This is a genomic window from Streptomyces endophytica (assembly GCF_026153355.1).
GTDB classification, from domain to species: Bacteria; Actinomycetota; Actinomycetes; order Streptomycetales; family Streptomycetaceae; genus Streptomyces; species Streptomyces endophytica.
In genome coordinates this window covers 6,417,447-6,444,187 of record NZ_CP110636.1, presented here as the reverse complement: position 1 = coordinate 6,444,187, position 26,741 = coordinate 6,417,447, and the positions used below count along the sequence as shown (strand labels likewise).

21 protein-coding genes and 2 pseudogenes are annotated in these 26,741 nt (G+C 70.5%); 12 read left to right on the top strand and 11 right to left on the bottom strand.

The window, feature by feature from the left end:
- Positions 1-140: 140 nt before the first annotated feature.
- Positions 141-1,238, bottom strand: coding sequence for a glutathione S-transferase family protein (locus tag OJ254_RS28750; RefSeq protein WP_265364720.1), 1,098 nt, complete (start codon positions 1,236-1,238; stop codon positions 141-143).
- Between the two features lie 401 nt (positions 1,239-1,639).
- Between OJ254_RS28750 and OJ254_RS28745 the strand changes: the two genes are divergently transcribed.
- Positions 1,640-2,539 (top strand): hypothetical protein, encoded by a 900-nt coding sequence (locus OJ254_RS28745; protein WP_265364719.1) that lies wholly within the window; start codon positions 1,640-1,642, stop codon positions 2,537-2,539.
- Between the two features lie 125 nt (positions 2,540-2,664).
- Here the strand turns inward: OJ254_RS28745 and ligD are convergent, their stop codons facing one another.
- Both ligD and OJ254_RS28735 read right to left on the bottom strand, forming a co-directional pair.
- Positions 2,665-3,636 (bottom strand): non-homologous end-joining DNA ligase, encoded by a 972-nt coding sequence (gene ligD / locus OJ254_RS28740; protein ID WP_265364718.1) that lies wholly within the window; start codon positions 3,634-3,636, stop codon positions 2,665-2,667.
- Between the two features lie 80 nt (positions 3,637-3,716).
- Complete coding sequence (locus OJ254_RS28735) at positions 3,717-4,343, bottom strand: class I SAM-dependent methyltransferase (protein ID WP_265364717.1); 627 nt, start codon at positions 4,341-4,343, stop codon at positions 3,717-3,719.
- A gap of 152 nt (positions 4,344-4,495) precedes the next feature.
- Here OJ254_RS28735 and OJ254_RS28730 point away from each other — a divergent pair, with 152 nt between their 5' ends.
- Positions 4,496-5,233, top strand: a complete 738-nt coding sequence (locus OJ254_RS28730; RefSeq protein ID WP_265364716.1) for an SDR family NAD(P)-dependent oxidoreductase — start codon at positions 4,496-4,498, stop codon at positions 5,231-5,233.
- A gap of 260 nt (positions 5,234-5,493) precedes the next feature.
- Here OJ254_RS28730 and OJ254_RS28725 read toward each other — a convergent pair whose 3' ends face one another.
- Together OJ254_RS28725 and OJ254_RS28720 are read right to left on the bottom strand one after the other, a co-directional pair.
- Complete coding sequence (locus tag OJ254_RS28725; protein ID WP_265364715.1) at positions 5,494-6,594, bottom strand: calcium:cation antiporter; 1,101 nt, start codon at positions 6,592-6,594, stop codon at positions 5,494-5,496.
- A 74-nt stretch (positions 6,595-6,668) separates the two neighbouring features.
- The gene (locus OJ254_RS28720) at positions 6,669-7,412 is read right to left on the bottom strand and encodes a hypothetical protein (protein ID WP_265364714.1); all 744 of its coding nucleotides are present in this window, start codon (positions 7,410-7,412) and stop codon (positions 6,669-6,671) included.
- Between the two features lie 283 nt (positions 7,413-7,695).
- Here OJ254_RS28720 and OJ254_RS28715 point away from each other — a divergent pair, with 283 nt between their 5' ends.
- On the top strand, positions 7,696-9,192 hold the full coding sequence (locus OJ254_RS28715) for an amidase (protein ID WP_265364713.1): 1,497 nt from the start codon (positions 7,696-7,698) through the stop codon (positions 9,190-9,192).
- Here OJ254_RS28715 and OJ254_RS28710 read toward each other — a convergent pair.
- The 3 genes from OJ254_RS28710 to OJ254_RS28700 form a co-directional block, all read right to left on the bottom strand.
- The gene (locus tag OJ254_RS28710; protein WP_265364712.1) at positions 9,176-9,730 is read right to left on the bottom strand and encodes an isochorismatase family protein; all 555 of its coding nucleotides are present in this window, start codon (positions 9,728-9,730) and stop codon (positions 9,176-9,178) included. The two genes, OJ254_RS28715 and OJ254_RS28710, sit on opposite strands and share 17 nt — an antisense overlap.
- Before the next feature lie 97 nt (positions 9,731-9,827).
- The gene (locus OJ254_RS28705; RefSeq protein ID WP_265364711.1) at positions 9,828-11,324 is read right to left on the bottom strand and encodes an MFS transporter; all 1,497 of its coding nucleotides are present in this window, start codon (positions 11,322-11,324) and stop codon (positions 9,828-9,830) included.
- Positions 11,321-11,752 carry a MarR family winged helix-turn-helix transcriptional regulator gene (locus OJ254_RS28700; RefSeq protein WP_265364710.1) on the bottom strand — a complete coding sequence of 144 codons (432 nt, stop codon included), beginning with the start codon at positions 11,750-11,752 and terminating at the stop codon, positions 11,321-11,323. Before OJ254_RS28700 ends, OJ254_RS28705 begins: the two co-directional genes overlap by 4 nt.
- Before the next feature lie 181 nt (positions 11,753-11,933).
- Here OJ254_RS28700 and OJ254_RS28695 point away from each other — a divergent pair, with 181 nt between their 5' ends.
- Both OJ254_RS28695 and OJ254_RS28690 read left to right on the top strand, forming a co-directional pair.
- Complete coding sequence (locus OJ254_RS28695; protein WP_265364709.1) at positions 11,934-12,776, top strand: nitrilase-related carbon-nitrogen hydrolase; 843 nt, start codon at positions 11,934-11,936, stop codon at positions 12,774-12,776.
- On the top strand, positions 12,773-14,074 hold the full coding sequence (locus OJ254_RS28690) for an aspartate aminotransferase family protein (protein ID WP_265364708.1): 1,302 nt from the start codon (positions 12,773-12,775) through the stop codon (positions 14,072-14,074). The genes OJ254_RS28695 and OJ254_RS28690 overlap by 4 nt, the downstream gene beginning before the upstream one ends.
- Positions 14,075-14,572: 498 nt before the next feature.
- On the opposite strand, the gene OJ254_RS28685 is transcribed toward OJ254_RS28690, so the two are convergent.
- The gene (locus OJ254_RS28685; protein WP_265364707.1) at positions 14,573-15,445 is read right to left on the bottom strand and encodes a substrate-binding domain-containing protein; all 873 of its coding nucleotides are present in this window, start codon (positions 15,443-15,445) and stop codon (positions 14,573-14,575) included.
- A gap of 304 nt (positions 15,446-15,749) precedes the next feature.
- Here OJ254_RS28685 and OJ254_RS28680 point away from each other — a divergent pair.
- The 5 genes and pseudogenes from OJ254_RS28680 to OJ254_RS28660 all read left to right on the top strand — a co-directional run.
- Positions 15,750-16,259: pseudogene (locus OJ254_RS28680) on the top strand (amidohydrolase family protein); the annotation flags it as partial.
- A 238-nt stretch (positions 16,260-16,497) separates the two neighbouring features.
- The gene (gene hydA, locus OJ254_RS28675) at positions 16,498-17,889 is read left to right on the top strand and encodes a dihydropyrimidinase (RefSeq protein ID WP_265364706.1); all 1,392 of its coding nucleotides are present in this window, start codon (positions 16,498-16,500) and stop codon (positions 17,887-17,889) included.
- 9 nt (positions 17,890-17,898) lie between these two features.
- Positions 17,899-18,914, top strand: a pseudogene (locus OJ254_RS28670) (TIGR03842 family LLM class F420-dependent oxidoreductase).
- 404 nt (positions 18,915-19,318) lie between these two features.
- Positions 19,319-19,441: a hypothetical protein gene (locus tag OJ254_RS28665; RefSeq protein ID WP_265364705.1), complete on the top strand. Its 123-nt coding sequence runs from the start codon at positions 19,319-19,321 to the stop codon at positions 19,439-19,441.
- Positions 19,442-19,700: 259 nt separating this feature from the next.
- Positions 19,701-22,814, top strand: coding sequence for a tetratricopeptide repeat protein (locus OJ254_RS28660; RefSeq protein WP_265364704.1), 3,114 nt, complete (start codon positions 19,701-19,703; stop codon positions 22,812-22,814).
- A gap of 647 nt (positions 22,815-23,461) precedes the next feature.
- Here the strand turns inward: OJ254_RS28660 and OJ254_RS28655 are convergent.
- Together OJ254_RS28655 and OJ254_RS28650 are read right to left on the bottom strand one after the other, a co-directional pair.
- Complete coding sequence (locus OJ254_RS28655) at positions 23,462-24,340, bottom strand: phosphotransferase family protein (RefSeq protein WP_265364703.1); 879 nt, start codon at positions 24,338-24,340, stop codon at positions 23,462-23,464.
- Positions 24,337-25,605, bottom strand: a complete 1,269-nt coding sequence (locus OJ254_RS28650; protein WP_265364702.1) for a helix-turn-helix domain-containing protein — start codon at positions 25,603-25,605, stop codon at positions 24,337-24,339. Before OJ254_RS28650 ends, OJ254_RS28655 begins: the two co-directional genes overlap by 4 nt.
- 368 nt (positions 25,606-25,973) lie before the next feature.
- Between OJ254_RS28650 and OJ254_RS28645 the strand changes: the two genes are divergently transcribed.
- Together OJ254_RS28645 and OJ254_RS28640 are read left to right on the top strand one after the other, a co-directional pair.
- Positions 25,974-26,162, top strand: coding sequence for a hypothetical protein (locus OJ254_RS28645; RefSeq protein ID WP_265364701.1), 189 nt, complete (start codon positions 25,974-25,976; stop codon positions 26,160-26,162).
- Between the two features lie 179 nt (positions 26,163-26,341).
- Complete coding sequence (locus OJ254_RS28640) at positions 26,342-26,701, top strand: ATP-binding protein (RefSeq protein ID WP_265364700.1); 360 nt, start codon at positions 26,342-26,344, stop codon at positions 26,699-26,701.
- Positions 26,702-26,741 lie beyond the last annotated feature (40 nt).

Sequence of the window (26,741 nt, the reverse complement as noted above, 5' to 3'; positions counted from 1 at the left end):
TCACGACAGCCTGGCGTCAGGACAGTCCGGCGATCAGGACAGCCCGGGCGGAGGACAGCCTGGGCGGTCAGGCGGTCAGGCGGCCCGGTAGCCCGGCAATCAGGAAGTCGGGCCGACGGGCGGGGCTGTCCGCCCCGCAGTCAGTGCAGCGGCTCGGGGCGGCCGGTGGGCGGCACTTCCTCGGCCGGCGGCACCGGGCCCGGCGGCGTGCCGTCGCCGAACGGCCGGCCGCCCAACTCCGCGCGGTGGTGCGGGGTCAGCCAGCCGGACAGGTCCGGCCCGACCGGGACCAGGCCGGTCGGGTTGATGCCCGTGTGCACCCGGTAGTAGTGCTGCTTGATGTGGTGGAAGTCGACGGTGTCGCCGAAGCCCGGGGTCTGGAAGAGGTCCTTGGCGTACGCCCACAGCACCGGGTCCTCGGCCAGCTTGAATCCGTTGCACTTGAAGTGACCGTGGTAGACGGCGTCGAAGCGGACCAGTGTGGTGAACAGCCGGATGTCGGCCTCGGTGATCGTGTCGCCCACGAGGTAGCGGCGGTCCGCGAGCCGCTCGGACAGCAGGTCCAGGCGCCGGAAGAGATCGTGGAAGGCGGACTCGTACTCGCTCTGCCCGGTGGCGAATCCGGCCCGGTAGACCCCGTTGTTGACGTCGCGGTAGACCCCCGCCATGACCACGTCGATCTCCTCGCGCAGCGGCTCCGGATACAGGTCCGGCGCGCCGGGCCGGTGCAGTGCCGTCCACTCCGTCGCGAGGTCCAGCGTGATCTGCTGGAAGTCGTTGGTGACCAGCTGGCCGCTGGGGATGTCCACGATGGCGGGCACGCTGACCCCGCCGGGGTAGTCCTTCTCCCGGGCGTCGTACGCCTCGCTGAGGTACTCGATGCCCAGCACGGGGTCGCGGCCGTCCGGATCCAGGGTGAAGCGCCAGCTGCGGTCGTCCTGGATGGGGTCGGCGATGGCGAGCGAGAGCGCGTCCTCCAGCCCGAGCAACCGTCGGGAGATCACGGCGCGGCTCGCCCACGGGCAGGCGCGGCTGGCCACCAGGCGGTAGCGGCCGGCCTCGACCGGCCACCCGTCGCGGCCGTCCGCCGTGATGCGGTCGGCGAAGTGGCTCTTGGAGCGCTTGAAGGGCTTGCTGCCGTACGCGGCGTTGCCGTCGCTCTTGCCGCTGTTCTTGCCGTCGTCGCTCTCGCCGCTGCTGCCGCTGCTGTGGCCGCTTCCCTTGCCGTTGCCGGGCATCGTCGGCTCCTTCCGTCTGCGGTGGCGCGGACCCCGGGCCATTGCGTGTCCCCCGTGTTCTCCATCGTGTGCCCTCCGGGCCCCAACCTCATGGCGGGGATCCGGGGCCGTGCGGTGATTCCGGTGGGCACCTGCATCTGCACCTGCACCCGCACCCGGGGCCGCGCCGGAATTCGGCATTCCGCATTCCGCATTCCGCGTGCTTTACGGCAGGTCGGGAGGTCGAGTGCCCTGCGGCACGTCGCGCGCCTTACGAAAGGGCGGTGCCCTCCGACACGTCGCGCTCCTTGCGAAAGGTCGGGTGCCTTGCGGTGGAATTCCTCCGAAATGCGGGATGGAATGTAAGAGAGGTGTCCTACCGGACCTGTTCAGCGACCCGGAGCACTGCCTACCATCGCCCGATGATCAAGAAAGCATTCAGCGTCGCCCTGGTGGGCGCCGCACTCCTGACACCGTCCGCGACCGCCGGCGCGGCGCAGGGCTGGCAGCGCGTCGGGGACGGCATCACGGCCGGTCTCAGCGGCATCGTGGTCGACGGCCGGCACGGCGACACGGTGGACACCCTCGCCGTCCGCGACAACAAGAAGCCCGGCGAGAACCGCCTGGTCGCGGTCGCCTACCGCCCCGGCGCGGCACCGCGGGTGACCCCCGTGACCTGGCGCGGCACCCTGCCCGTCGACCTGGAGGCGATCGACTCCGTACCGGGCCGGGCCCATGAGTACGTGGCCCTGGCGAGCGACGGAACGGCGTACCGCATTCGTCGCGAGAACACCACCGTCAAGGTGCTGCGCACCTTCCGGCTGCCCGGTGTTTCGTCTGACGGAAACTACGAAGGATTTGCGCTGGCCCCCGTCGGACACGGGAAAATAACCGCGGTCTGGGCGGACCGGGGAAGCAATGATCGCCCCGGGAAGCTCACCGCGGCGGAATGGGACCCGGCCACCAATGCATTCGGCTCCCGGGATTCCGCGAAATTCCGGGCACCGTACCCCAAGAAGGACGTCCGGCAGATCTCCGACGTGAAGCTCTCCGCCGACGGTGCGCTCACCGTGTCGTCCACCTCGGACCCGGGCGACGACGGGCCGTTCGAGTCCGCGCTCTACGCCGCCGGGCACCTCTCCCTCGGCAAGCACGGCGCCGTCCGGCTGAAGGTGTCCGACACCCCGAAGCGGCTCGCCACCTTCTCCGGGCACAAGATAGAGGCGCTGGCCTGTCTGCCGAAGTCCCACAAGGGCGTCCTCGGCTCGGACGACGAGAACGCCGGCGGCTCGATCACCGAGGCGTCCTTCTGCCGTCCGTGACGAGCGCTTCCCACCGTCCGTGACGGGCGGCTCTCCTGCCGTCCGTGACGGTTTCCGCCGTCCGTAGTGGCGTTACGGGGCAGCCGTCCTGCCCCACCCCACCCCCTCCCCTCTCCCCCTCCGCCTCACCCCAAGTGGGTCAGGTCCGGCCGTAGTCGGTGCCAGATCGGGTGGCGCAGCCGGCCGGCCGCGGTCCAGCCGCTGAAGGCGATCTCGGCGACGAGCCGGGGCTCGGCCCAGTGGGCGTCGGACGCGTCCACCGGGTTGACGAACGGGGAGCGGTCGAGCGGGATCACCCCCAGGTACTGCGCCAGTTCACGGCGTTCCCGGTCGGACAGCCCCGAGCCGACCGAACCGACGTACCGAAGGCCGGACGGTTCCGCCACCCCCGCGAGCACGGAACCGGGCAGTCCGGCCAGTGTGCCGTGCCCCTCCAGCCAGCCACCGATGACCACGTCGAGGGTCTCCAGATGCTTGGTCTTGCGCCAGTCGGGTGACCGGACGCCGGGCAGGTACAGGGAGGTGAGCCGCTTGGCCACCACGCCTTCGAGGCCGCCCTGCAGCGAGGCCTCCCAGGCCTGCTGACCGTGCCCCTCCACAAAGCCGGGCACCGACCAGTTGGGGCCGCGCAGTCCCAGCCCGGCCAGTGCGGTGCGGCGCTCGAAGTACGGCGCGCCCAGCAGCGACCCCTCCAGAAACATGAGGTCGAACAGGACCAGGTGGACCGGATGCTCCATGGCCAGCCGGGCGGTGCGGCGCGGATTCGCCACGCCCATCCGGCGCTGCAGCAGCCCGAAGTCCGGCCGGCCGCGCGGATCGAGGACCACGACCTCACCGTCCAGCACCGCGATCCGGCCCCGTAGCTGTTCCCCGAGCGGCGCCAGCTCCGGATACGTCGTGGTGGCGTCGTTGCCCGCCCGGGTGACCAGCCGGATCGTGCCGTCGCCCGCGGTGTTGACGATGCACCGCGCGCCGTCCCATTTGGCCTCGAACGCCCAGGCCGCCTCCTCGTGCGGGGCGGGCAGCGGCCCGACCGAGGCCAGCATCGGCTCGATCACGGGGTACGGGGCCGGGCCGCGCCCGGTGGTGGGGGCCATGGTTCGATCATCGGCCGACGGGCAGGCGTTCGCAGATCGGCGCCGGACGGCTTGAGCGGGGCCCTCGTCCGCCGCCCGGATCAGTCGTGGGGCCGCCGGAAGACCAGCAGATAGCGCCAGAACAGCAGCCGGCGGATGTGGCACCCGGGGAGCAGTTCCGCGGCCTGCCGACGGATCCGGGGGAGCGGCACGGTCGGCGGGGCGGTCGGCGCCCGAACCGGGTCCGCCGCACCGGACGGCTGGAGCGCCTCCGTCGCTCCCACGGCGAGCCGGGCGGCCGCGTTCGCCGGTACGGCGGCCAGGCTCCAGGCGTAGTCGGCCGTCGTCCGCTCCGGATAGCAGCCGAGGACGGCCAGTACCCCACCGGGCGCGAGCGATGCCCGCAGTGTGCTCACCGTCTCGAAGGGCATGTGGTGCAGGCTCGCCAGGCAGGAGATGAAGTCGTAGTGGCCGGACGGGAGTTGGAGCCGGGCCGCGTCCGCCTGCTGGTAGCGCACTGGCGCTCCACCGGGCGTTCGCGCGGTCGCCGCCCGGGCCCGGGCGAGCGTCTCGGCCGACGGATCGACGGCATGGACGTCGATGCCCCGCGCCGCCAGCCGCCGCGCGAACCGCCCGGTGCCGCACCCCACGTCGAGGGCTGTACGGCAGCCCGGGGGCAGCTGCCGTAACAGCAGCCGGTGGTAGTGGTCGTTGTGATCGAACGGCATGGGGTGACTGTACGGGGGCCCCGAGGCGGGGGTGTTGCCCCGAGGCGCGGGTGACCGGGGCACAGCCGGGCCCGGCCCCGTTCCCTAAGATCGTTTGCGGTATGCCGAGAGGCGTGGACCGAGCGAGCGACGGAAGCGACGGAGGGGTGCCGATGAGTCGGGGAGTGCTGGTCACGGGGGCCTCGCGGGGGATCGGGCGGGCGGTTGCCGAGCGGTTCGCGGCGGACGGGGACCGGGTCGCGCTGCACTACGCGACCCGGCGGGAGGCGGCGGAGGAGGCCTTCGCCGGGCTCGCGGGGAGCGGACACGTGCTGGTGCACGGGGACGTGAGCACGCCGGAGGGGGCCGAGGCGGTGGTCGCGGCCGCCGTGGCGGGGCTGGGCGGCGTCGACGTGCTGGTCAACAACGCCGCGGCGAACGAGCCGCATCCGCTGGACCGCACCCCGTTCGAGGACTGGCAGCGGGCCTGGCGGCGGATCGTGGACGTCAACCTGCTCGGTGCGGCGCACGTGAGCTACTGCGCGGCGCGGAACATGATCGAGCGCGAGGTGGAGGGCCGGATCGTCAACATCGGCTCGCGCGGCGCCTTCCGCGGTGAGCCGGACCATCCGGCGTACGGCGCGACGAAGGCGGCGCTGCACGCGATGGGCCAGTCGCTGGCGGTGCACCTCGCGCCGTACGGGATCGCGGTGGCGTCGGTGGCGCCGGGGTTCGTGACCACCGAGCGGGTCGCGGACCGGCTGACGGAGGAAGTGCGGCAGCAGAGTCCGTTCGGCCGGGTCGCCGCGCCCCTGGACGTGGCGTCGGCCGTCCACTACCTCGCCTCACCGGAGGCGGTCTGGTCCTCGGGGGCCGTACTGGACGTGAACGGTGCCTCGCACCTGAGGTGAGCCGGGAACGGGGAAGCCCCGGCCGAACGGGGGAATTCGGCCGGGGCAGCTTGGGGGAGGGCGCTCGGCGCCGTTTCCAATTGAACGATAAACCATAGGGGAGAGCAACGCGCTGCGAAGTGACCGTTCTCACCCATTGGCACCTTTTTGTGATCGTTCGGTGACGGGGTCGAAGCCGGCCGCCGCCTCACGCCCGCGGTCCGCGTGGCTCACGGCTCGATGCGGGCGCGGTACCCACGGGCGGCGGGCGCCGCGCGGTCCTACGGGCTGACCGCCAGCACGATGTACGCGGCCAGCAGGGTGAGGTGGATGCCGCCCTGGAGCGGGGTGGCCCGGCCGGGGATCACCGTCAGGGTGCCCACGGTCACGGTCAGCGCGAGCAGCACCATGTGGCTGGCGCCGAGGCCCAGGATCAGCGGCACCGGTAGCCAGACCGTGGCCAGCGCGACCGCGGGGATGGTCAGGCCGATGCTGGCCATCGCCGAGCCGAGACCGAGGTTCAGGCTGGTCTGCACGCGGTCGCGGCGGGCCGCGCGGACCGCCGCGATGGTCTCCGGCAGCAGCACCAGCAGCGCGATCACGATGCCCACGACCGACGACGGCAGACCGGCCGCGGCCACCCCGGACTCGATGGCCGGCGACACCCCCTTGGCCAGCCCGACCACCGCGATCAGTGCCAGCGCCAGCAGGCCCAGGCTGAGCAGCGTGGCCCGCGCGGTCGGCGGGTCGGCGTGGTCCTCGGTGCCGATCACCTCGCCGGACGAGGTCACCGGCAGGAAGTAGTCCCGGTGCCGGACCGTCTGGGTGGTCACGAACAGGCCGTACAGCACCAGCGCGGCCAGCGCCGCGAAGACCAGCTGCGGGGTGGAGAACCGCGGGCCCGGCGTGCTCGTGGTGAACGTCGGCAGCACCAGGCTCAGCCCGGCCACCGTCGCGACCGACGCCAGCGCGGCCCCGGTCCCCTCGGCGTTGAAGACGGCCACCTTCCGCTTGAGCGCCCCGACCAGCAGACACAGCCCGACGATCCCGTTGCAGGTGATCATCACCGCCGCGAAGACGGTGTCCCGGGCCAGCGCGGCGCTCTTCTCCCCGCCGTCCGCCATCAACGTGACGATCAGCGCCACCTCGATGACGGTCACCGCGACCGCCAGCACCAGCGACCCGAACGGCTCGCCCACCCGGTGCGCGATCACCTCCGCGTGGTGTACCGCGGACAGCACCGCCCCGGCCAGGAAGTACGACACCAGCCCGATCAGTGGGGGCGGGAGCGACCGCCCCCACGTCAGGACCAGCAGCACCGCCGCCAGCACCGGCACCACCGTCGTCCAGTGCAGGAGGGGCGAACGGGGAGATGCGATCATGCCGACGAGCTTCGCAGATCAGCCGGACATATCCCGGCAAAAGCATCGCGCTCAGGCTCGCCGCGGCACCGCGCTCAGACCGCCGCCCGATGCCCCTTCGGCTCCGCCGGCGCGGTCGCGGCCTTGGTGACGTCCGCGACCAGCTCGACCACGTCCGGCCCGTACGCCTGCGAGTTGACCACCTTCAGCAGCAGGCAGAACTGGCCGTCGGCACCGTGCCGGCGCGCCAGCCGGGCCCGGTTGCGGACGAGATGGCGGACCGCGGCCCGGTGGGTGACCGGACGCTGCCCGGCCGCCAGGAACACCGGACGGCCGCCCTCGCCCGCCGTCAGCCGGGCCAGCAGCACGTACTCCACCGCCCCCGGCTCCATCCGGTACGCCGTGCCGCCGATGGTGAAGGTGCCGCGGCCGGCCCCGGACTCGTCGCCCGGGTGCACCGCGACCCCCGGCAGCAGACTGGCCACGTGGGCCGCCAGCCGGCGGTGCGCGGTGGGGTCGCCGACGCAGAACTCGGTGCGCGCCCCGAACCCCTGGAGCCCGGTGTCGTGCGGGGCCACCTCCGGGTGCGCACCGCAGTTCTCGACCACCGCGGCCAGCCCCAGCAGCGCCAGCGCGTCATGGCGCGGGATCGACCAGTGCGGCGAGGAGCTGTCGCGGTGGGTGACCAGTACGCACTCCGAACCGCCCGGCAGCCCGAAGAAGCTCTGTTCGCGGGCCAGCTTCCGGCGTGCCGCGGTCGCTTGGCCGGCCCAGCCCGCCACCAGCCCCACGACGAGGGCCGCGGCCGCCACGGTCAGGAGCAGCAGGGTGTCATCCATGGCCGGGGAGCGTAGCGGCTGCCCGGCTGCGTGTTCGAGGGCGGGGCACCGGATGCCCGCGGAAAGCGGCTCCACCGGCCCGCCGTCGGCCCGTCGGACACCACCGCCCGGGATGTCCGCCGGATGTCCGGAACGTCACGCCACCGCCGTCCCGCGGCCGCTGTGTGCCGTCCGTGTGTCGTCGATGTACCGTCCCGCGCGGCGTCGTTGATGGGCGCGGCGGTGCCGATTAGCCTCCTGGGACCGTTCGTTCGAATGAGCGGTCCCAGGGAGGGCACGCAGCGTGAGCGTTGACGAGAGCCAGGACAGTGCGACCGGAGCCCCGGCCCGGCACACCGGGACCGCGGCCGGGGAACTGGAGGGGCTCGCCGAGCAGTCCCGGGCGCTGGCCGCCGGCAGCGTGACCTCCACGGCCCTGGTCCGGCGCTCGCTGGAGCGCATCGAGGCCACCCAGGGCACCGTCAACGCCTTCCGGCGGGTACGCCCGGAGGCGGCGCTCACGGAGGCCGCCGAGGCCGACCGCAGACTCGCCGCTGGCGAGCGGCTGCCGCTGCTCGGCGTGCCGGTCGCCGTCAAGGACGACACCGACGTGGCGGGCGAGCCCACCGCGTTCGGCTGCGCCGGTGAATTCCCGCCGAAGGAGCGCGACTCGGAGGTGGTCCGGCGGCTGCGCGCGGCCGGCGCGGTCATCGTCGGCAAGACCAACGCCTGCGAACTGGGCCAGTGGCCGTTCACCGAGGGCCCGGCCTTCGGCAACACCTGCAACCCCTGGAACCTCGCGCACACCCCGGGCGGTTCCTCCGGCGGCTCGGCCGCCGCGGTCGCCGCCGGCCTGGTGGCCGCGGCCCTCGGCACCGACGGCGCCGGCTCGGTACGGATCCCCGCCGCCTGGTCCCACCTGGTCGGCATCAAACCCCAGCGCGGCCGCATCTCCACCTGGCCGGACCCCGAGGCGTTCCAGGGCATCACCGGCATCGGCCCGCTCGCCCGTACGGTCGAGGACGCGGCGCTGCTGCTGGACGTGGCCGCCGGCAACCACGCCGGCGACCTGCACCGGCCGCCCGCCATCGCGGCCCACGAAGCGGTCCGCCGCGACCCGGGCCGGCTGCGGATCGCGCTGTCCTGGAAGGCGGCCACCACCTTCACCCGCAAACCGCTGCACCCCGACGTCCGGGCTGCGGTCACCGACGTGGCCCGCACCCTGGTCCGGCTCGGCCACTTCGTCGAGGAGGCCGAACCGGACTACGGGCTGGTGGGGCTGGCCTTCGTCCCGCGGGCCACGGTCGGCGTGGGGGAGTGGGCCGCCCGGGTCCCGGACCGCTCCCTGCTGGACCGCCGGACGCGGGGGTCGGCGCGGCTGGGGCGGCTGCTGAGCGGGCCCGTACTGCGCCGCGCCCGCGCCGCCGAAAGACGCCAACAGCAGCGCGTCGGCGCCCTGTTCGGCCCCTACGACGTCCTGCTGACGCCCACCACCGCGACTCCGCCGCCGCGCATCGGCACCCTCGCCAAGATGAGCGGCTGGCGCACGGATCAGGCCATGATCGCGGCCTGCCCGTACGCCTGGCCGTGGAACGTCCTCGGCTGGCCGGGCGTGAGCGTACCGGCCGGGTTCAGCGCGGACGGCCTGCCGCTGGGCGCCCAGCTCCTCGGCCCGGCCCACGGCGAGCCGCGCCTGATCTCGCTGGCCGCCCAGCTCGAAGCCGAACTGCGCTGGTACGAGCACCGGCCGCCCGCCCACCCGGCCCGGGTCGACGGCACCGTGGTCAGCCGAGGAGAGTGAGCACCGCCTCGGTGGTGCCGGTCTCGCCCAGGCGCGGGAAGACCTTCTCCAGGCTGTTGCGGTGCGCCGCCTCGTCCAGGTCCGCCATGGCGTCGGTGACCAGGGTGACGTGGTAGCCGTGCTCGTGCGCGGCGCGGGCGGTGGACTCCACGCCGATGCTGGTGGCGATGCCGGCCAGCACGATCTGGGTCACCCCGCGGTCGCGCAGCTCCCGGTCCAGCCCGGTGCCGTGGAAGGCGCCCCACCGCTGCTTGCTGACGGTCAGGTCGCCGGGCCGCCGGTCCAGTTCGGGCACCAGCTCCGCCCAGTCGGCCGGCGGCGTGCCGCCACCCGACGGGAACTCCGTACGGCCGGGCGCGCCACCGGTGACGTTCACCAGGACGACCGGCAGGTCCCGGGCGCGGAACGCGGTGGCCAGCCGGGCGGCCCGCCCGACGACGTCGGCGGCCGGCACCGGGACGACGGGCAGCCCGGTGATCCCCTTCTGCAGGTCGATCAGGACCAGGGCGGTCTTCGGGTCGAGGGTCGTGACGGACATGAACACTCCTTGTACGTGGAGGGGTTGGGGACATCGGTGAGGTTGGTATGGCGCAGGTGAGGTGAGGTGAGGTGAGGTGAGTGACCGGTGGCCGGATCTAGCCGTCGGTCGGGGCAGTGGCGCCGCGGCGCAGCGTCCGGTCGGCGGCGGTCAGGACGATCAGCAACAGGCCCAGCACGACGCCGATCAGGGCGATCCGGTGCAGCCCGGCGTCCGCGGCCCGCTGCCCGTAGAGCAGCCCGATCAGGCCGGCGGCGGTGATCGCGCCGAGGTACTGGGCGGTGCGCTGCAGCCCGGCCGCCGCGCCCACGCCGTCGGCCGGTGCCTGGGCGTAGACCGCCGCCTGGTTGCCGGTCGAGGCCAGGCCCTGCGGGACGCCGAAGAGCGCCCCCGCGCACAGCAGCACCAGCAGCGGACTGGTCCCGTGGAGCAGCAGGAAGACCGCGCTGCCGGCGGTGAGGCAACCCGCGGCGACGGTCAGCGGCGCGCGGATGCCCTTCGTCCGGGCGCCCACGATCGAGCAGAGGGCGGCCGCGCCGGACATCGGCAGCATGACCAGCCCGGCGTGGAAGGACGAATTTCCGTGCGCCTCCTCCAGCCACTGGCTGAAGCCGTAGAGCACGCAGTAGATGACCAGGTACGTCAGGCCCTGCCGCAGATACGTCAGCACCAGCGGGCGGTTGCGGGCGAGCATCCGCAGATCGATGAACGGGTCCGGACGGCGCAGCTGCCACCACACCAGTACGGCGCCCAGCACCGCGGTCGGCGCCAGCAGCAGCCACTGCGGGTCCTGCAGCCGCAACAGGAAGAACATCGCGCAGGTCAGCGCGCCGGCGAACAGCCCGATGCCCAGCGGGTCGAGCGAACCGCCGCCGGACCCGGCGCTCCCGGCGGCGCTCCGTCCACCGCCCCGTTCCTCGCCCCGTGCACCACCGCGCCGGCCGTCCGCCGGCAGCCAGGCCAGCGCCCCCGCCCCGGCCAGCAGCGCCAGCGGGACGTTGACCGCGAACACCGCGCGCCAGCCCGCCGTCGCGACCAGCAGCCCGCCGAGCGTGGGCCCGACCGCCGCGCTGCCCAGCGCGGCCAGCGACAGCCGGCCCAGGACGTACCGGGGCGTGGGCCGGCCCAGCCGGCGGGACTCGGCGCGCAGCAGGGCCATCGCGGCGGGATAGGCCGCCGCGGTACCGATGCCGAGCACGGCCCGGGAGACGACCAGCAGGGTGAAGCCGGTCGCCAGCGCCCCGATGAGCCCCGCCGCGCAGACGGCCAGCGTTCCGGCGAGGAACACCCGGCGCGGTCCGATCCGGTCGGCCAGCCGCCCCAGGCAGGGCTGACCCACCGCGCTGGAGAGGTAGAGCGCGGAGACCAGCCAGGCGGTGTCCGCGGCGCCGACGTGGAAGTCCTGGCCGATGGCCACCAAGGACGTGGCGATCATCGTCGAGTTGACGGGATTGAGCAGCGAGCCGAGCAGCAGCGGCGTCATCAGCCGCGCGCCGAAGGCCCGGTCGCCGGGGCGCGCGGGCCCGGCGGAGCGGGCCGGCGACGCGTCCGCCGCGCGGGCACCGGCCCCACCCCTGGACGCGGAGTCGCTCATTCCTGCGTCAGCCGCCGTATCAGCCCGGTCGCCTCGGCCAGGGTCCGCTGCTCCTCGGGGGTCAGCCGGTCGGCGATCGCCACGGCGAGCCAGTTGTGCTTGGCCTGACGTACCGCGTCGATCAGCCGGCGGCCCTCCGCGGTGAGCGAGAAGACCACCTGACGGCCGTCCGTCGGATGCGGGCTGCGGACGAGGATGCCCCGCTCCTCCAGCGCGCCGACGGTCAGCCGCATCGACTGCGGCCGGACCAGCTCGGCGCGGGCCAGTGCCGCGATCGTGGCCGGGCCGTCGGTCTCGATCCGGGAGAGTGCCGCGCGTTGGGAGGGCGTGAACTCACCGTCCGACGAAGCGACGCGCAGATGGCGCATCAGCTGGGAGAGGGCCGCCCGCAGGTCCGTCGCGAGCCGTTCCTGTTCTTTGTCCGGCATGCCTCCACCGTACGAGATCGACAGGCAAACTTGCAAGATTGCCTGCCGAAATCGCCGTTCCGCCGCGGACGCGCCACGCTGGAGATGGTCTTGCCAGCGCCCATGACGGGGCCTACGGTCACCTCCACACGCGTAGATCCCGCGTGGGCTGCAGGCTGACTTACGGACGAGGGAGCAGCTCATGGCCGATGTTGTGCGTGCCGCACTGGTCCAGGCGACCTGGACCGGCGACACCGAATCGATGATCGCGAAGCACGAGGAACACGCCAGGGCGGCGGCCGCGCAGGGCGCGAAGGTGATCGGCTTCCAGGAGGTCTTCAACGCTCCGTACTTCTGCCAGGTCCAGGACCCGGAGCACTACCGCTGGGCCGAGCCGGTGCCCGACGGCCCGACCGTACGGCGCATGCGGGAACTCGCCCGCGAAACCGGCATGGTCATCGTCGTCCCGGTCTTCGAGGTCGAGCAGTCCGGCTTCTACTACAACACCGCGGCCGTCATCGACGCCGACGGCACGGTCCTGGGCAGCTACCGCAAGCACCACATCCCGCAGGTCAAGGGCTTCTGGGAGAAGTACTACTTCAAACCGGGCAACGCCGGCTGGCCGGTCTTCGACACCGCCGTCGGCAAGGTCGGGGTCTACATCTGCTACGACCGCCACTTCCCGGAAGGCTGGCGGCAGTTGGGCCTGAACGGCGCCCAGCTGGTCTACAACCCCTCCGCCACCTCCCGCGGCCTGTCCGCCTACCTGTGGAAGCTGGAGCAGCCCGCGGCCGCGGTCGCCAACGAGTACTTCATCGCGGCGATCAACCGGGTCGGCGTCGAGGAGTACGGCGACAACGACTTCTACGGCACCAGCTACTTCGTCGACCCCCGCGGCCAGTTCGTCGGCGACGTCGCCAGCGACTCCAAGGAGGAACTGGTCGTCCGCGACCTGGACTTCGCGCTGATCGACGAGGTCCGCCAGCAGTGGGCGTTCTACCGCGACCGCCGCCCCGACGCCTACGACGGGCTGGTGCAGCCGTGACCCACCACCCCCATGACGCGGCGGAGCTGCACGCCCGCCACCGGGCCGTACTGCCCTCCTGGCTCAGCCTCTACTACGAGCGGCCCCTGGAGCTCACCCACGGCGAGGGCCGGTACGTCTGGGACGCCGAGGGCAACCGCTACCTCGACTTCTTCGGCGGCATCCTCACCACCATGACGGCCCACGCGCTGCCCGAGGTCACCAAGGCCGTCGGTGAACAGGCCGGCCGCATCATCCACACCTCGACGCTCTACCTCTCCCGGCCCATGATCGAGCTGGCCGAGCGGATCGCGGCGCTCTCCGGCATCCCCGACGCCCGGGTCTTCTTCACCACCTCGGGGACCGAGGCCAACGACGCGGCCCTCCTGCTGGCCACCAACCACCGCCGCTCCAACCAGATCCTGGCGATGCGCAACAGCTACCACGGCCGGTCCTTCTCGACCGTCGGCGTCACCGGGAACACCAGCTGGTCACCGACCAGCCTCTCGCCCCTCCAGACGCTCTACGTCCACGGCGGGGTGCGCAGCCGCGGCCCCTACGCCGGCCTGGACGACCGGGCGTACATCGCGGCCTGCGTCGCCGACCTGGAGGACATGCTCCAGCAGACGGCCGGCGGCGTCGCCGCACTGATCGCCGAACCGGTCCAGGGCGTCGGCGGCTTCACCCTGCCGCCGGACGGCCTCTTCGCCGCCTTCCGCGAGGTCCTCGACCGGCACGGCATCCTCTGGATCAGCGACGAGGTGCAGACCGGCTGGGGCCGCACCGGCGACCACTTCTGGGGCTGGCAGGCCCACGCGGACAACGGCCCGCCGGACCTGCTCACGTTCGCCAAGGGCATCGGCAACGGCATGTCCATCGGCGGGGTGGTGGCCCGCGCCGAGGTCATGAACGCGATGCCCGCCAACTCCATCTCCACCTTCGGCGGCAGCCCCGTCACGATGGCCGCCGGCCTGGCCAACCTCACCTACCTCCTCGAACACGACCTCCAGGGCAACGCCCGGCGGGTCGGCGGCCTGCTCATCGAGCGCCTACGGGCGGTCGCGGCCGGCCTCGACGTGGTCCGCGAGGTACGCGGCCGGGGCCTGATGATCGGCGTCGATCTGGTCCGCCCCGGCACGGACGTCCCGTCCCCGGAAGCCGCCACCCAGGTCCTGGAGGCCGCCCGCGAACGCGGCCTCCTGGTCGGCAAGGGCGGCCAGGGCGGCGCGGCATTGCGGATCGCCCCGCCGATGTCCCTGACGGTGGCGGAGGCGGAGGAGGGAGCGGAAGCCCTCGCGGCGGCGCTACGGGCTGTTTGACTTCCCACGTAGCCGTCTCTCCCGCCGCGGGGCTCGCTCGCCGTTGCGCGCTTTGCGGCGCCTCCCACGTACCTGTCTGTCCCGCCGCGGTTGTTGTTCGCCGTTGCGCCTGCGGCGGGCTGGGTTGTGGTGGGTGCGGTGACGGGCCTCCGGGGCCGGTTGTGTGGACTGCTGACGCTTTACGTCCACACAACCGGCCCCTCCGGCCCGTCCCCTCCCGTGAGGGGGAAAGTTTTGGCCGGTGGGGGTGCACGTAACGCCCACGCGCCCGCAGGCAACAGACCAGGCCCGCCCCCAACCAGCTGAGAAACTCCCACTCACGGGAGGGGCTGGACCGGAGGACGAAGTCTGGAGGGCCGGCACCGCACCCGACACACAAACGCCCGCCGCCAGGCGCAACGGCGAGCAAGACCCGCGGCGCCGCAGACAGGTACGTGCGGGGCGCCGCAAAGCGCAACGACGAGACGACCCGCGGCGGGAGAGACGGGTACGTGGGAATCAAACGGCCCGTAGCGCGGCCGCCACGTGGGAGAAGAACCGGCTGTGCGCCCGGCGGCTGCACGGCGCCTCCGGGTTCCACGGGAGGAGCCGTACGCGCGCCTCCAGCGCGCGCCAATGCGCATCGACGCGCAGCGCCTCCGCGCGAGCGGCGTTTGCCCGGACGTCGATGAGGAGGATGTCGGGGGTCAGCCCGGCCGCCTCCGCCCAGCCGACCGTGGACCAGTTGATGCCGGCGCCGGCCGGCGGTTCGACCAGGTTCACGCCGTGCTCGGCGAGTGCCCGCAGGTCCGGCCAGGAGCTGGGGCGGGCCAGATGCACCCGTTCGGGGCCGGCGGGCGACAGGGCCAGGACCCGCGGCCGGGAGGGGGCGCCGGCCGCCTGCCGCAGGGCGTCCTCCGCGGTGTCCAACTCCCGTGCCAGGCCCAGTGGTTCGCCGCGGCCGAGGGAGCCGGCCAGCGCCGCGAACCGTTCGCGGACCTCGGCCAGGCTCCGGCCCGGGCCCACCGCGACGGTGGCGACCGGTACGTGCGCCTCCAGCTCCAGCGCGGTCTTCTGCTCCAGGCCGTAGAGCTGCTCGCCGTCGTACGTCACCGCCACCACGAGGTCCGGCTCGGCCTCCAGCAGGGCGTCGGGGTGCAGCGCGGCGCCCGCGCCCAGGTAGGGGATCTCCGCCAGCGGCAGCTCGCCGCCCTTGGCGGGGTCGGGGGCGGCGCCGTCGTGCTGCGACCCGAACAGGCCCACCGGGCGTATGCCGTGGTCCCACAGGGTCGCTCCGGCCTGTATGTACGTGACGAGCCGTTCCGGCCGCTGTCCGGCCACCACCAGGCGCCCCCGGTCGTCGGAGAACTCCCACGGTGTGCGCTGCTCCATGACCTGCCGCCCTCTCTGTGTCGTCCGCCATGAGGTCGTGCCGCTCGCGAGGATTGCCCGCCGCAGTCGGCGGATACCTGCCCATCGCGCCACTCCCGCACCCCTCCGGGACCGCCGCGGCCCGTGGTGAACCGACCGGCTGATCGCCCGCGCAACACGCGCCCGGCGCGCTGATCGAGCGTCACGGTATTGCCACGGATGGTGACATGCTTCTACGGTGTCTCCTTCTCGAGCGGAATCTACGGGTGTAGACCGGTCATGACATGGCGTCAGGCAGGCACGGGTAGACGGGCAGGGAGCTGACATGGTGAGCCGTACGGTCGTCCGGGGCGGACTGGTGATCACCGCCGCCGATGAGATCCACGCCGATGTCCTGGTGGAGGACGGGCGGATCGCCGCCCTCGCCGCCCACGGCAGTTCGACCGCCGACAGCTGGACGGCCGTCGACCGCACGCTCGACGCCACCGGCAAGTACGTCATCCCGGGCGGTGTCGACGCCCACACCCATCTGGACTTCCCGTTCGGCGGGACGGCCTCCTCCGACACCTTCGAGACCGGCACCCGCGCGGCGGCCTGGGGCGGCACCACCACCATCGTCGACTTCGCCGTCCAGTCCCGCGGCGCCTCGCTCCGCGCCGGTCTGGACACCTGGCACGCCAAGTCCGATGCCCAGTGCGCCATCGACTACGCGTTCCACATGATCCTCTCGGACGTCAACGAGCACACCCTCAAGGAGATGGACCTCCTGGTGGCCGAGGGCGTGACCTCCTTCAAGAATCACGTTGGCCAAGGTGACCGGCGATGTTCTGACGACCGACTCAGCCCGTCCGGTGACGCGGGAGGTGTCGGGGGAGCGGCCGGCGGGCGCGGCTGATACGGCGGTGAGGCGTGCAGACACCGACTCGCACCTACGAGACCGGGGTATCACGACCGGCTCCCTCACCCCTACTGCCCCTACTGCGCCGCCAGCTCCGGGCGCGTAGGGCCAGGTTCGACTCGACGACCGCACCGGGATCACGGAAGTGCCCGGTGAGCGCAGGGAGGCGCGAAAGATGACCCGCACTCTGATCACCGGTGGCCTCGTCATCACGTCCGCCGAAGAGATCCACGCGGATGTCTTGATCGAAGACACTCGCATCGTGGCCGTGGCTTCCACCGGAACGCAGGAGTGGACCGCCGAGCGGGTCATCGATGCTTCCGGCAAGTACGTCATTCCGGGTGGGGTCGACGCCCACACGCACATGCAGATGCCGTTCGGCGGCACGACCGCTTCCGATACGTTCGAATCGGGGACGCGGGCGGCCGCGTGGGGCGGCACCACCACGATCATCGACTTCGCGATCCAGTCGGTCGGCCAGTCACTGCGGCAGGGGCTGGATGTCTGGCACGCGAAGGCCGATGCCCAGTGCGCGATCGACTACGGCTTCCACATGATTCTCTCCGACGTGAACGAATCAACGTTGAGGGAGATGGACGGGCTCGTAGGTGAAGGAGTGAGCTCGTTCAAGCTCTTCACCGCGTACCCGGGAGTTTTCTACAGCGACGACGGGCAGATTCTGCGGGCGATGCAGCAGGCCGCGGACAACGGTGGACTGATCATGATGCACGCGGAGAACGGCATCGCGATCGACGTGCTGGTGCGCCAGGCACTGGAGCGGGGCGAGACGGAGCCGCGGTACCACGGTGAGGTGCGCAGGGCGTTGCTGGAGGCGGAGGCGACGCACCGAACGATCCAGCTCGCCCGGGTAGCGGGTTCCCCGCTGTATGTGGTGCATGTGGCGGCTCAGGAGGCTGTCGCGGAGCTGACGGCGGCCAGGGATATGGGGCTGCCGGTCTTCGGGGAGACCTGCCCGCAGTACCTGTACCTGTCCACCGACAACCTGGCCGAGCCCGACTTCGAGGGTGCGAAGTACGTGTGTAGCACGCCTTTGCGGCCACGTGAGCACCAGGCCGCTCTGTGGCGAGCCCTGCGCACCAACGACCTCCAAGTGGTCTCCACCGACCACTGCCCGTTCTGTTTCGCGGGCCAAAAGGAGCTGGGGCGCGACGACTTCTCCAAGATCCCCAACGGTCTGCCCGGAGTGGAGAACCGTATGGATCTGCTCCACCAGGCGGTCGTGGACGGGAACATCAGCCGCCGCCGCTGGATCGAGATCGCGTGCGCCAGCCCGGCCCGCATGTTCGGGCTGTACGGCAAGAAGGGCACGATCGCGCCGGGCGCGGACGGGGACGTGGTCATCTACGACCCGACCGCCGAGCAGGTCATGTCGTCGGCGACGCACCACATGAACGTCGACTACTCGGCGTATGAGGGCAAGCGCGTCACGGGGCGAGTGGAAACGGTCCTGTCACGGGGCGAACTCGTCATCGACCAGCGGGAGTTCGTTGGGCGTGCCGGCCATGGCCAGTACATGCCGCGCGCCACCTGCCAGTACCTGAACTAGGAGGCCACCGTGGATTTCGGACTGGTTCTGCAGACGGACCCACCCGCGTCGACGGTCGTCGACCTGATGCGACGCGCGGAGAGAAACGGCTTTCGCTACGGCTGGACCTTCGACTCGGCAGTGCTCTGGCAGGAGCCCTTCGTCATCTACAGCCAAATTCTGGAGCACACGACGGCCTTGACGGTCGGGCCGATGGTGACGAACCCGGGACGCGCACGTGGGAGGTGACCGCGTCGACCTTCGCGACGCTCAACGACATGTTCGGCAACCGCACTGTGTGCGGCATTGGCCGGGGCGACTCGGCGATGCGGGTTGCCGGACGGAAGCCGAACACGCTGGCCACGGTCGGCGAGGCCATCCACGTCATCCGTGATCTGGCGGAGGGCCGCGAGGCCGAGGTGGACGGGCGGGCCCTGCGGATCCCCTGGGTACGCGACGGGCGTCTTCCCGTATGGATGGCGGCGTACGGCCCGAAGGCGCTGGCCCTGGCCGGCCGGCAAGCCGACGGCTTCATCCTCCAGCTGGCCGACCCGTATCTGACGGAGTGGATGGTGAAGGCCGTACGGGATGCGGCGGCTGCCGCCGGCCGCGACCCGTCCTCGGTGACGATTTGTGTAGCCGCACCTGCTTACCTCACCGATGACACCTCGCCCGCCGCGCTTGCGCACGCGCGTGAGCAGTGCCGCTGGTTCGGCGGCATGGTCGGCAACCACGTCGCGGACCTCGTCGCCAAATACGGCGAGCACTCCGACGCCGTCCCCGAGGCCCTCACCGCTTACATCAAGGAACGAGAGGGCTACGACTACGCCCATCACGGTCGCGCCGGCAATCCTGATACTGCCTTCGTACCCGACGAGATCATCGACCGCTTCTGCGTCATCGGCACCGAAGAACAACACCTCGACAAGCTGAGGACGTTGCAGGCATTGGGCGTCGACCAGTTCGCGGTGTACGCCATGCATGACGCCCGGGAGGAGCTTATCGACGGGTACGGGTCGAGTGTCATCCCTGCTCTGCGGCACTGAGAGCGACGTATAGGCCGACTCGTCGGTCAAGGTGACCTGACCGAAGAACATCCTGGCGCGCGCGGCGTTCTCGGGGCTGCTGCTTACCGAAGTGAAGGGAGCGCTGCAGCGTGCCCTGATGTCCCCCATGACCCCGACGGCGCCCGCCTCGCAGACCGAGACGTTGCCACGTTGCCTCGGCCTGCTGGCGGGCCGAGGCGAGACGCCTTCCGCGCATCTGTGATCCCCTCGAACTGCTCGTTCTCACCAGCGATCCAGCCCGCCATGGCGATCAGCCCAGACAGCCCCAGTTGCTTCGGCCTGTGTCGACTCGTCTCAACTCATCCAGGGCGCGATGTCTTCGGGGAAGGTGACAGGGGAGCCGGCCATTTACCGGTCGGACATACGCAGAGGGGAGAGTTGTCATGGCCAGACGGCCGATGAGCCGTCGTGAGTGGCTGAGCCTGATGGGAATCATCGTGGGCAGCCTTGTCTCCGCCATCGCCGGAGCGGTCACCAGCGAGGCGTTGAGGATGCTGCTGTCTTGAGTGCACGATCTCGAAATGCCACAGCGCATGCCCCGACGCTCACCCGACTGTGCGGCGTGACCGCTCTCGGTGCGCTGCCGTGGGCCCCTGTCGTCCCAGCTTGCTCTGCCTCGGATCTTGCCTGCGGCAGACGGCTGGTGAGACACCCTGGCCCGAAAACGGTGCTTACCCGTCGCTGGTATACGGCGAACCCCTTGCAATCCTCATGCATTCCGTCACTTTGTGTGTGGCTTCGGCTGCGACACGCAAGGATGTCTCGATGACCAGTCACAGGAGTAGTTCGCGGCAGGGAAGCCAGCGGCGCATTCCGCAGCCCCTGGGCGTGACCCCAGCGGCGCTGCGTGACTTGAAGGACTACGTGTACCAGCTCTACGTGGAAGCGGGAACACCGCCGGTGCAGCACGTAGCGGCTGAGATTGAGAAAGATGACACGTTCCGTGGCAGTCCCTCAAAGGCCACGGTGCACCGCATCATCGGCTCACGGGAACTGCTGGCGGGACAGGAAGACGTTGTCTCTGTTGCCGTGCTCCTGGCCCGCACAGCGGGCAAGGACGCAAGCGCGGTGGAGAGCCGGGTCAAGGGCATGTGGGCCGCCGCCCAGCTTGCACAGCCTCTGGGGACCCCAGTGAGAGATCTCGATCCGTTTGCCCTTGAGGTACACCAGGCCATCACCGTCCCCGGGCGGGAGTCACTGCCTACGTTGCCGCTATACGTTGAACGGGATCACGACCGAGCGCTGAGCGAACTCGTGGATCGGGCGTCCTGCGGTGAAAGCCTCCTGGTTACGTTGGTTGGGGAGTCATCGACGGGGAAGACCCGGGCTTGCTGGGAGGCGTTGCGCCGACTCCCCGACGGATGGCGCGTGTGGCACCCCTACGATCCGACGCGCCCCGACGCCGCGCTCGTCCACCTCGCCGAGGTTGGCCCACGGACCGTGATCTGGCTCAACGAAGCCCAGCACTACCTCCTTGCACCGGACGAGAAGACCGGGGAGCGTATCGCCGCAGGGCTGCGCACGGCTCTCTTCGACCGACATCGGGGTCCTCTGCTGGTCCTCGCCACCATTTGGCCGCGGTTCTGGGACCCTCTCACAGCTCCCTCCGCCACGGGTGCTGACGACCGGTTCGAACAGCAGCGCAAGCTCTTGACGGGTATCGGCCAATACATCCTGGTACCGAAGGCGTTCACCGAGAGCGACATGCGTCAGGCGCGCCAGAAGGCGGACGGCGACCCACGACTGGCCAGTGCTCTGGACGGGGCCGCGGACGGGGAGATCACGCAGTTTCTCGCCGGCGTGCCGAAGCTCATGACCCGATACCGTTGTGCGCCACCGGGTGCGATGGCGCTCATCCATGCAGCCATGGACTATCGGCGACTCGGGCACGGCCCCGCACTATCCCGTGCGCTCCTCGCGACGGCCGCTGAGGGCTACCTCAACGAACGTGAACTCGCCTGGTCCGGGGACGACTGGGTGGACGAGGCATTGGCATTCTGTGGCACACCGTGCAACGGCGTCCCGGGGCCGTTGACGAGGATTCCGCGCAGGAGCAATGACGTCGACGGGCCGGTGTACCGGCTCGCCGACTATCTCGAACAGCAGGGTCGCGTTGAACGCCGGCTGATGTGCCCACCAGCCTCCTTCTGGGAAGCTGCAGCCTGGCACTGCCACGGCCACGAGGACTGTGCATCGCTGGCACGTGCGGCAGAGGCGCGAGGGCGCCTGCGTGCTGCTGCGGCTCTTTACCAGAAGGCTTTCGACGGCGGTAACACCCATGTACGGCCCGCCTTGGCCCGGCTCCTCGAAGGTGCGGGAAACGCCGCGAAGGCGAAGAGGCTGTATGAGGCTGCTTGGAAGGCTGATGGCCTGGTGCGATGGGAGCTTGTCCGGCTTCGGGAGATCACAGGGGAGCTGAACGGAGCTGAGGAACTGGCCCACGTGGCTGCCAGCCAGGGAGACACCACCGTCCTGACCCGACTGGCCCGGCTACGGCAAGAGGCCGGTAACGAGCAGGGCGCAGAGGACCTGATGCGGAAGGCCGCCGCTATAGGGGAGATCAGAACGTTCGCCGGGCTGGCCCGGACGAGCGAAGACTCGGGTGACCGAGCAGGAGCAGAGGCACTCGCCTTCTCGGCTCTCGAACGAACAGGCAGTCCCTACGCCCTGTCCCTGTTGGTATGGATACGGGAGAGGTCTGGCGACTGTGATGCTGCCGAGCGCCTGGCGCGGGCGGCCGTTGAGCATGGCAACGTCCGCCCGGCGGTCAGGCTTGCCTGGATGAGACAGCAGGCCGGCGACATGAGGAGCGCGGAACGCGTTCTGGACCTCGCGGCCGATTCGGGCAGCAAGTTCGCCTTGCTGGAGCTGGCTCGTCTGAAGAAGAAGGCGGGAGACAGTGACGGGGCGGAAAGACTCCTTCGTACGGCAGCGAGTAGGGGCAGCACTCTCGCCCTGACTGAATTGGCCCGCCTGCGAGACAAAGCCGGAGACATCGAGACGGCGCTGCGGCTGTACCGTACCGCGGCTGACCAGGGCAGCACTGATGCGCTGGCTCACCTGGCTCTGCTGCGAGAGGAGGCAGGAGCCTGTGAAGAAGCTGAACGCATGGCCTGCAGCGCCGCGGATGCGGGAAGCACCTTCGCCCTGCTTGAGCTGGTGTGGCTGCGTGAGAATGCCCGGGACCGCCGCGCCGCCGAGCGGTTGGCGGACACTGCTCAGCGCGCAGCCAACACAGGAGCCCTCGTACTGCTGGCCCGTTTGCGTGAAGAAGGCGACGACAAAAGCGGTGCCGAACGACTCGTGCTGCGTGCGGCGCGAGCCGGCGACAGCCTCGCGCTCAACGAATTCGTTCTGCGGAGAGAGAAGAACGGTGACAGTGAAGGGGCCGAGCGTCTGGCCTCGGCGGGAGGCGGTCGGCTACTCGCGCAACTGGCCCAAATGCGGGAGGAGGCCGGAAAGTCACAGGACGCGGAGCGTCTGTACTGCCTTGCGGCCGAACTGGGGAAGACACAGGCACTGGGGGAGTTGGCCCGTCTGAAAGAGGAGGCGGGCGACCGTGAAGCGGCGGAAGAGTTCGCCTGCAGAGCGGCCCATGCTGGCCATGTGGAGGTCTTCTCCGAGCTCGCTCAAGCACGCGCCACGAGAGGAAGGTTGGGGGACGCCTACCGCCTTCACCGCGCTGCTGCCGATGCGGGATATGTAGAGGCGTTGAACCACCTCGCGCAACTCCGTAAGCGATGGGACCCTAACTGGGAGCACCTGCTGCGCTATGGCCTCACCGCCGATGGCCAGACGTCAGAGCCGTGGTGGTCTCTGCTGACGCCTGTGCCCACGCCGCTTGTGGCCACGTATGGAGTGGTCCTGCCTCGCCGATAATAGAGGAACCGGAGCTCAGTGACCGGGATAGCCCTGACCACTGCGCGGGTCCTCGGGGCCCATCAGCTGCCTGCTGCCGCATTATTGATGCGATGACCTCGCGACACTGGTATATGGCTGCTCACCGCAGCGGACGTTGAGTGCGAGGAGATCGTGGCGGACGTGTGTCGCATTCGTCCGGAGTGGGTGCGCCAACTCTCCCAGCCTGGACGGCCCACCGACCTGCGGGAGTTCCGGGAAACGCAGAATCTGGCGACAGGCGACGCAGAACAGTGCCCCGCTCGCGGCTCGCCAGCGGCGCCTCATGGACGCGACCGAGGACCATGTTTTCGGCGTCCTGAAAAGCGACGGTTTGGCCACGCGCCAGGTCGACTGGTGTGCGGAGGGCCTGGCCAAGGTGACCTACCTGGCCACCGAGGAGGCCCCAGACTCGTACCTGGCGGGCTGGCAGCGCGGAACCCACGTCGCAGGATGGTGTAACCATCCCCGCGGGTGCGGGCCTACGCGCCGCGCCCCGGGTGGCCTGACTGCGGGCGATGAACGGCGGTCCTGGTCAGATGCCCGCTGGGACCGCCGTGAAATGAATCGTTGCCGCAGGCTGGGGGCCTAGAAGGGTGAGTGAAGCCCCCCGCCCGGGTCGGGCGTGGTCAGTGGATGGCCCAGCTCTTCGTGCGGTCGCCGCTTTTCAGAGTGTCCAGTCGGAAGGCGAGCTGGACAGCTGCCTCACGGTCGCCCTGGTCGGCGCGGCGGATGAATGAGCCGAGTGTGTGGAGGTCTCGCAGCTCGGTGAGCACCGAGAGCCCTTGCCAGTCCGCGAGGTCGTAGCCGTATGCGTCCGAGAAGGCGCGCAGTTGGGCGGGCGTGCGGCCGAAGCGGACGCCCTGGAAGGTGTTGGCGAGGTCAGTCTCTCGGGGCCCGATCGCTGCTTCGTCCCAGTCGCCGAGCCTGGCGGCGGAACCGTCCCAGAGAGTGTTGCCCGGGTAGGCGTCACCGTGGACCAATCCCTGACCGAGGGGGAAGTCGAGATGCGCGTAGGCGTCCAGAAGTTCGTCAGAGCGGCCGAGTATCCATTCGCGATCGCTGGGTGAAAGGGCAGTGCTGGACTCGACGACAGGACGCAGAGCCAGATGGGGGCGATAGGCGGGCAGCTCGATGGGGGGCTCGGGGAGCCGGTGCAGGCGGCTGAGCAGACGGCCAAGGTGTTCCGGGCCGGGGGGCGGTCCATCGGGCTGCGGGTAGTGCCGCCACAGGGTGATCACGTATCTGCGAATGTCCAAGGGCTGCGATACGGCGAGTGGCTCGGTGACCTCAAGTCCCTGGCTGGCCAGCCAGCGGGTGAGGTCGATGGCTCGTTGAATCGAGGTGCGCTGTTCGTCCCGACTGACCCGGATGACGGCTTCGGCGTGAGGCAGGAGAAAGACCGAGGTGGCGTGGGCGCGCAGGGGCGAGATGCCGCGCGCCGAAAGCCCCCAGATCGCGCAGGCCCGTCGCGCGGCGCCCTGGGGCGTAAGAGATGTCGTGGTCATCGTTCCGACCGTAGCGCGGCCGTGCCGTCGATGACTCGGTAGCCCTGAATGAGGTCCGCCAGCTGCCCGATGGTCCGGTTGCCCTTGAGGTCGGTTCGGCGCATGAGGCTGCCGAGGCGATCCATGGCGCTGCCGAGCTGGCGGATGCGCATCTGCGGGGGCAGGTCCAGGACATGTTGGAGGGCGGTTGTCGCCCCGGCGGGATCTCCCTGGAGGATGGCGGCAGTGATCAGGTCGATATGGGCCAGGGCCTCGTCGCCGTACGAGCGCTCCTCTCTCGGGCCGCTGCGGTACGCGGTGATGGCGGCGGTGGCATGCCGGTGGGCCTCCTCGTGCTTCCCGAGCAGTGTGTATGTGCCGCCGAGGTAGTAATCCTGTTTCGCGAGGGGGAAGGTCAGCAGGCCACCGAACTGCTCGACTTCGTCGTGGAGCGGAGTTTCCTCCCTGGCCTGCCCCATGCGGTCGAGCGCGGCCAGGGCCAACTCGTGATCGCCAATTCTGGCCGCCACGCGAGCCTCGATAGCGGCGATACGGATACGGGCCTCGCCGGCCGGTGCGAGCTGGGCCGCGTGTTCCGTCAGCTTCAGGGCCATCCGGTTCTGTGGTGACCATTCGGTGATCAGCGCGGCCGTGCCCGCGGTCCACGCCCGCAGCCCGGTGTGATCCGCCTGCTCGGCGCACAGACGCGCGGTACGGATCTGCGTCATCGCGGAGGCTTGCTCGCCGAGGTTCTGTGAGGCGTGCGCGAGCAGTAAGCACGCCGTGCCGGCGAGCATGAAGAGATCGCGGCTCTGCTGGGGGCGCTGGCGGCCCTGCAGGCGGTCGAAGAGCTCGTCCCGTACCGCGACGAGCTCGGTGAACAACGGGAGCAGCGGGGCGTGGACGTAATCGGTGGCGATGCGGGCGAGAGCGAATCCGAACTGCTCAAGCTCGTCTGTACTGACGTTGCTGGACGACATGAATGCGGCGAACGCGCTGGAGGACTGCGCTGCTCCTGTGGCGAGCGAGCGCAAGTGATCAGCTTCCTCACGCTCGGGCTCCAGTGCCTCGCGCTCAGGCGCGCTGCCGGGAGCGAGCGGGCGGAGTTCGGCCGGCACATCCAATGCGTCCAGGAACGTTTGGGTCTTGTCGAGACGTGTGAGACGCCGGGCTCCGGATTCGAGCTGGGAGAGGTAGCCCTGACTGAGGCCGGTGAGGCGAGCGAGGTCGTCTTGCCGTAACCCAGCGTGCTGCCGCAGAAGACGGCTCATCTTCCCGAAGTCCATGACCCGGAGGGCGGCTTGGATCCCAGGATCCGACCAGACACGCTCAGGGATGGAGGGTGGTTCGGGCTCCGTTGAGGTCGGGGCGCCGCGTGCGCATGCACCACACAGTTCCCGGTCGTCCGGGTTGTAGCGGCTGAGGCGGCACCCGCATTTCAGGCAACGACGCTTCCCGCTCATTGCCCCTCCCACCTCGGCCGACTGACGTGGACGCATGATGCTCATGCTGGCATTGCGGTTGCCATATTGCAGCCCAACTCGCTTATCGCTCATCAGATATGCGATCTCCCAAGCCCGGTGGCAGCGTGATCCGTAAGCCGTTGCCGAGACGAATTGTCCCCGGCGTGGCAGGGACCTTGGGAGGTATGTCCATGACGGCGAACCACCAGATCGTGTTCCACATTCTCTGCCGGGAATCGGCGGTTGTTGATGCCCGGCACTTGCTTGGCATGGATTCGCTGAAGGCGGCCATGCGTCAGCAGCACCCCTTCGCCCAGGCTCGCCCCTTCGCAGATCGGGCTGCCGCTCTGTGGCCGATGCTGATGGAGGCGGCCCAATGATCGGCCGGAGCTGCGTTTCCGGCCTGGCAGCTGCCGCCGTCCCCTCGAGGAACTCCGGTGGATGGCCTGCGGGGGAAGGCATGAACAGCGCCCTGGCAATAGAAGCTGTTATCGCGAACGCCGAGCTGCATTCGAGGGTCACATTGGCCTCCGACGATTTGGCTCCCCATCGGGCCCGGGTGTTCACCCGGACGAAGCTCGCCGAGTGGGGCCTGGACGCACTCGCCGATCGCGTACTGCTCATCGTCAGCGAACTCGTCACGAATGCATGCCGCCACGGCAGGACCAAGTCCGAGGGCCTGTTGGAGGAGATCGCCCTGACGCTCTCCTACCAGAACGCCGTCGTGGGGATCGAGCTGGAGGACAACTCCTGCCAGCTCCCCGTTCCGCGTAGGGGGCCGATCAGTGCGCTCGATGGCCGGGGTCTGTGCCTCGTAGCCGCCGAGGCGGACGCCTGGACCTCGCGCCTCAATCCGGACGGCACCGGCAAGCGGGTCCTTGCCTTCCTGCGCTGGCCGTCGACGCCGCCGGCCGTCTGACCGCAACCCGTCCTTACCACTCCACGCGTCCGATCAGATC

Excerpts from the sequence above, each read along its gene's own strand:
- OJ254_RS28750 (WP_265364720.1), bottom strand. The coding sequence starts at position 1,238 with ATGCCCGGCAACGGCAAGGGAAGCGGCCACAGCAGCGGCAGCAGCGGC.
- OJ254_RS28745 (WP_265364719.1), top strand. The coding sequence starts at position 1,640 with ATGATCAAGAAAGCATTCAGCGTCGCCCTGGTGGGCGCCGCACTCCTG.
- ligD (WP_265364718.1), bottom strand. The coding sequence starts at position 3,636 with ATGGCCCCCACCACCGGGCGCGGCCCGGCCCCGTACCCCGTGATCGAG.
- OJ254_RS28735 (WP_265364717.1), bottom strand. The coding sequence starts at position 4,343 with ATGCCGTTCGATCACAACGACCACTACCACCGGCTGCTGTTACGGCAG.
- OJ254_RS28730 (WP_265364716.1), top strand. The coding sequence starts at position 4,496 with ATGAGTCGGGGAGTGCTGGTCACGGGGGCCTCGCGGGGGATCGGGCGG.
- OJ254_RS28725 (WP_265364715.1), bottom strand. The coding sequence starts at position 6,594 with ATGATCGCATCTCCCCGTTCGCCCCTCCTGCACTGGACGACGGTGGTG.
- OJ254_RS28720 (WP_265364714.1), bottom strand. The coding sequence starts at position 7,412 with ATGGATGACACCCTGCTGCTCCTGACCGTGGCGGCCGCGGCCCTCGTC.
- OJ254_RS28710 (WP_265364712.1), bottom strand. The coding sequence starts at position 9,730 with ATGTCCGTCACGACCCTCGACCCGAAGACCGCCCTGGTCCTGATCGAC.
- OJ254_RS28705 (WP_265364711.1), bottom strand. The coding sequence starts at position 11,324 with ATGAGCGACTCCGCGTCCAGGGGTGGGGCCGGTGCCCGCGCGGCGGAC.
- OJ254_RS28700 (WP_265364710.1), bottom strand. The coding sequence starts at position 11,752 with ATGCCGGACAAAGAACAGGAACGGCTCGCGACGGACCTGCGGGCGGCC.
- OJ254_RS28695 (WP_265364709.1), top strand. The coding sequence starts at position 11,934 with ATGGCCGATGTTGTGCGTGCCGCACTGGTCCAGGCGACCTGGACCGGC.
- OJ254_RS28685 (WP_265364707.1), bottom strand. The coding sequence starts at position 15,445 with ATGGAGCAGCGCACACCGTGGGAGTTCTCCGACGACCGGGGGCGCCTG.
- hydA (WP_265364706.1), top strand. The coding sequence starts at position 16,498 with ATGACCCGCACTCTGATCACCGGTGGCCTCGTCATCACGTCCGCCGAA.
- OJ254_RS28665 (WP_265364705.1), top strand. The coding sequence starts at position 19,319 with ATGGCCAGACGGCCGATGAGCCGTCGTGAGTGGCTGAGCCTGATGGGA.
- OJ254_RS28660 (WP_265364704.1), top strand. The coding sequence starts at position 19,701 with ATGACCAGTCACAGGAGTAGTTCGCGGCAGGGAAGCCAGCGGCGCATT.
- OJ254_RS28655 (WP_265364703.1), bottom strand. The coding sequence starts at position 24,340 with ATGACCACGACATCTCTTACGCCCCAGGGCGCCGCGCGACGGGCCTGC.
- OJ254_RS28650 (WP_265364702.1), bottom strand. The coding sequence starts at position 25,605 with ATGGACTTCGGGAAGATGAGCCGTCTTCTGCGGCAGCACGCTGGGTTA.
- OJ254_RS28645 (WP_265364701.1), top strand. The coding sequence starts at position 25,974 with ATGACGGCGAACCACCAGATCGTGTTCCACATTCTCTGCCGGGAATCG.